At 66.5% G+C, this 3,573-nt stretch carries 3 protein-coding genes; all 3 read left to right on the forward strand.

Annotated elements, in window-relative coordinates; translation table 11 throughout:
- The coding region (locus B7L72_RS15015; protein WP_139788538.1) for an ATP-binding protein at window positions 1-2,100 on the forward strand (2,100 nt) is incomplete at its 5' end.
- Window positions 2,097-2,726 carry a condensin complex protein MksE gene (locus tag B7L72_RS15020; protein ID WP_081195295.1) on the forward strand — a complete coding sequence of 210 codons (630 nt, stop codon included), beginning with the start codon at window positions 2,097-2,099 and terminating at the stop codon, window positions 2,724-2,726. The genes B7L72_RS15015 and B7L72_RS15020, both read left to right, overlap by 4 nt.
- Window positions 2,727-2,734: 8 nt before the next feature.
- On the forward strand, window positions 2,735-3,573 hold an 839-nt coding region (locus tag B7L72_RS15025; protein ID WP_081195297.1), incomplete at its 3' end, for a hypothetical protein.

Genomic DNA, 3,573 nt, shown 5'->3' on the forward strand with positions numbered 1-3,573 from the left:
CAGCAGCGGGAGCGCGCTGAGCAGCACTGCTACACCCTTTATCAGCAGCAGACCCCCGAACAGGGCAGCCTGCGCCACTTCCTGCGCTACCACCGCCCCGGCTGGGAACAGCAGCTCGGCAAGGTGATCGCCCCGGAACTGCTGGAGCGCCGCGACCTCGCCCCCCAACTGGCCGACCACGCCAGCGACGACCTGTTCGGGCTGGCGCTGGACCTTTCCGCCATCGCGCTGCCCGACTACGCCCAGGACGAAGCCAGCCTGCTGGCCGCCATCGAGGAAGCCGAGAGCGCCAAGGCCCGAGCCCACACCGCCTGCACCGCCGCTGAAAAGGCCCTCAAGCAGCACAACGAGCGGGTACAGCAGGCCGATGAAGCCCAGGACACCGCCCGCCTGGCCCACCAGCGCGCCGAGCAGGAGGTGGAGTACGCCCTGGAAGCGCGCCGCCAACAGCAGGCCCGCCACACGGAAAGCCAGAAAGCCCGCCGTGCCCATATCGAAGCCGCCCTGGCCCGCCAGGAGCAGGCCCAAACCGAGCTGCGCGACGAGAAGCGCGACGCCCTGGCCGAGCTGGCCGAAACCCACCAAGGCCAACTGCTGGAGCTCAAGGCCGACGCCCAGAGCCAGCTCGACAGCCTCGACGCCCAGCTACGCACCTACAAACAGCAGCTCAGCGATGCCAACGCCGAACACCAGCGCCAGCGCGCCGAGCTGGAAGAGGCCTTCAGCCAGGAGCTGGCCGAACAGGGCGTCGACCCCGCCCAGCTCAAGGCCACGCGAACTCGCCTGGAAGCGCAGAACGAGCGCATTCGCAAAACCGCCGCCCGCCAGGAGGAGCTGGCCGAGTACCAGCGCTTCATGCGCATCGAGTGGGGCCAGCACAAACCCCAGCTGGTGGCGGAAGAGGCCGAGCTGGCCCAGCGGGACCAACAGCTCAAGCGCGACAAAGCGCATCTGAAAAACGCCTTCCACGCCGCCAGAGAGGCCCATCAGCAGGCGGTGAACGGCCTGAAGGCCCAGCGCGACAGCGCCCGTGGCACCCTGGAAGCCCTGACGCCGCTGCTCAACCAGCTGGAAAGCCTGGAGCTGGTGGCCGAAGGCGCACCGCTGGAAGCCAGCCTGGGCGATGTGGACGAGCGCATCGAGCGCACCCGCCAGGCCCTGGCCAGCCGCCACCAGCAGCTGGAGCAGCTGCGCCGAGGCTGTCTGGACGTCGAAAGCCAACTGATCAAGGACGCCAGCAGCGGCTTTGCCGATGCCCTGCAAAGCGAGCGCGACAAGCTGCCCAGCGACAGCCCCCGGCTACTGCTGCCGCTGCTGCGCGGCATGCTCAAGCTGCTGGAAGACCAACAGCAGCAGCTGATTCAGGAAGGCCGCAACCTCAGCGACGACCTGGACAAGTTCTTCATCGTCTTCCGCGACCTGAACCGGCGCATCAGCGCCCAGAGCCGTCGGCTTTCGGAGGAGGTCGCCGACGACCTGCGCCTGGAAGGCATCACCAAGGCGGAAGTGCGCATTCAATCCACCATCGACGAGCTGGGCTTCTGGGAACCGCTCAAGCTGTTCGCCCAGCGCTACAAGGCGTGGCGGGAGTCCGGCCAGACGCTGCCCAGCGACGACTACCTCAACGCCCTGGCCGACGTGGTCGATTTGCTGCGCAGTGACCAGCAGTACAGCTTCGAAAGCCTGCTGCGCCTGGAGCTGCACCTGAACGAAGGCGGCACGGACCTGGTGATCAAGAACGACCGCCAGTTGCTGGAGTCCTCCAGCCACGGCATGGCGTATCTGATTCTGTGCAAGTTCCTGCTGGCGTTTACCCGCCTGCTGCGGGGCGATGCGCACATCGCCATCCACTGGCCCATCGATGAGATCGGCACCCTGGCCTACCACAACGTCGAAAAACTGTTCGATGCCTGCGACAGCAACCGCATCCATATCGTCGGGGCCTTCCCCAACCCGGAATCCGACGTACTGCTGCTGTTCGCCAACCGCTACCTCATCGAACGGGACGCCCAGCAACAGCGCCAGCTCAAGCGTATCGAGCCGCGTCTCAGCGCGCTGGCGCAGAAAATCAAGCAGCGCCAACAGGAGGTGAGCGCATGATCGAACACGGCCCCCTGCTCGAACGCCTGCTGGCAGGCGACTTCATCTGCGCCATCAGTGAAGAGAACGCGTACCGCCACCTGGCCAACGAAGAGACCCGCGAGGCCATCGACGCCTACCTGCGCCCGCTCAATCGGCGGCTGGCCAGCAACGAGGATGCCAGCGTCTACTTCCTCGCCTGGCGGCAGCTCAACGACACCGCCCGGGAGCAGCTCTCCCGCCAGCTCGCCGATACGCTCAACAGCCTGTTGCCCATGCTGGAGTGGCTGCAACTGGTGCAGGAAGCGCTGGGCCGCGACGCCCTGGCCGCCCCTGGCGACGTGCTCAAGCCCGCCGAGTTCAGCGCCAAGTGCGAAGACAACCAGAGCCTGCGCGAACGCCTGGAACGGCTGGCTACAGACAGCTTCTTTGGCTCCCAGAGCGACCAGCTGGATGCCCAGGTGAAGCAGATCTTCAAACGGCTGAAAGAGCACGGCTACCTGATGCAGCCCCACAGCGAACGCCAGGTGTTCGTGGTGACCGGCAAAATGGACTACCTGGTGGACGTGGTGCGCTTCATCCGCGACGAAGAGAACCTGCCCATCGACGCCGACGAGGACACCGGCACGCAGGAGGCCCTGCTGTGAGTAGAAGTATGGGCAATGGGGCGGGCAGTGGCGTGGGCGAGCTGGAGAGCCGCCTGCTCAAGACCGGCGCGGAACGCCTGGCACTGCTGGGCAAGCACGCCGAACGGCTGATGCAAGCCTACACCCGCGACGACGTACCGCTGGAAGGCCTGAGCGACGGCGCGCTGCGCAAGCTGCTGGCCGCCCGGGTGCTGTGGCGGCCCGACGAGCAGAGCGGCGTCAAACTCTCGCCCAAGGTGCGCGACCTGATCGCCGAAATGCTCGCCGACGAAACCCGCCGCCACGTCAATGCCGACGTGGCCGAAACCCTGGAGCTGATTCGCACTCAGGTCGACAGCTACCGGGAAGCCCGTAGCAAGGGCGAACACTGGCGCCAGGAACAACAGCTACTGCGCCTGCGCCAGGAGGTAGACGACCTCAACGGCCGCTTTGCCGACGCCATCGACAGCCTGTGGCAGCGGCTCAACAGCGATTTCGGCTTCGTCAGCCAGCTCAACGACAAGATCCGCGAGAACGACCGCGCCCAGAAGCAGATCGTGCGCCTGCTCGATGGCCTCGCGCTGATCGACTTCGACGAGCTGATCGCCCTGGTAGGCAGCGACGGCAGCCTGCGCAAGCTGCTCATCAGCCAGCTCCAGAACCGCCTTAGCCACCACTACACCAGCCTGCGGGAAGTGCAGCGGCGGCTGATCGAACTCATGGCCCGCTTCCGCAAGCAGCAGGCCCGCAGCCGCCTGATGACCGGCATGGCCGCCTTCCTGCGCGAACACCCGGGCTTCGTGCCCGGCAACTACGCCCAGCGCAGCGAGGTGCCCGCGCTGTTCAACCGCGCCGCACCGCTCAACCC

The organism is Halomonas sp. BC1 (assembly GCF_002078135.1).
Taxonomy (GTDB): domain Bacteria; phylum Pseudomonadota; class Gammaproteobacteria; order Pseudomonadales; family Halomonadaceae; genus Vreelandella; species Vreelandella stevensii.